This is a genomic window from Mesorhizobium sp. M8A.F.Ca.ET.181.01.1.1, from assembly GCF_004792025.1.
GTDB lineage: Bacteria > Pseudomonadota > Alphaproteobacteria > Rhizobiales > Rhizobiaceae > Mesorhizobium.
Map to the genome: position 1 here is coordinate 1 of NZ_SRTV01000373.1, position 278 is coordinate 278.

1 pseudogene is annotated in these 278 nt (G+C 66.2%); it reads left to right on the top strand.

Going from position 1 to position 278, the window contains the following annotated elements:
• Positions 1-278 (top strand): annotated as a pseudogene (locus EN824_RS35010) (helix-turn-helix domain-containing protein); the annotation flags it as partial.

A 278-nucleotide genomic window follows, 5' to 3' on the forward strand; every position in this document is an offset into this window, starting at 1 on the left:
ATGGGAAGAGCATTGAGCGGGGATCTTCGATCGCGGGTTTTGAAGGCTTCGGACGAGGGGATGTCGGCGCGGCAAGCGGCGGCGCGGTTCGGCGTGGGAGTGTCCAGCGCGATCCGCTGGATTGCGCGGGCGAAGATCGGCGAACTGGCACCACGCCCGCAGGGCCGCCGCCGCGCCTCCAGCCTCGATGCGCATGAAGTTTCATCGTCGGGCTGATCGATGAGCGCAAGGACATCACGCTGAACGAGATCGTGGAGCGGCTCGTGGCCGAGCAGTTG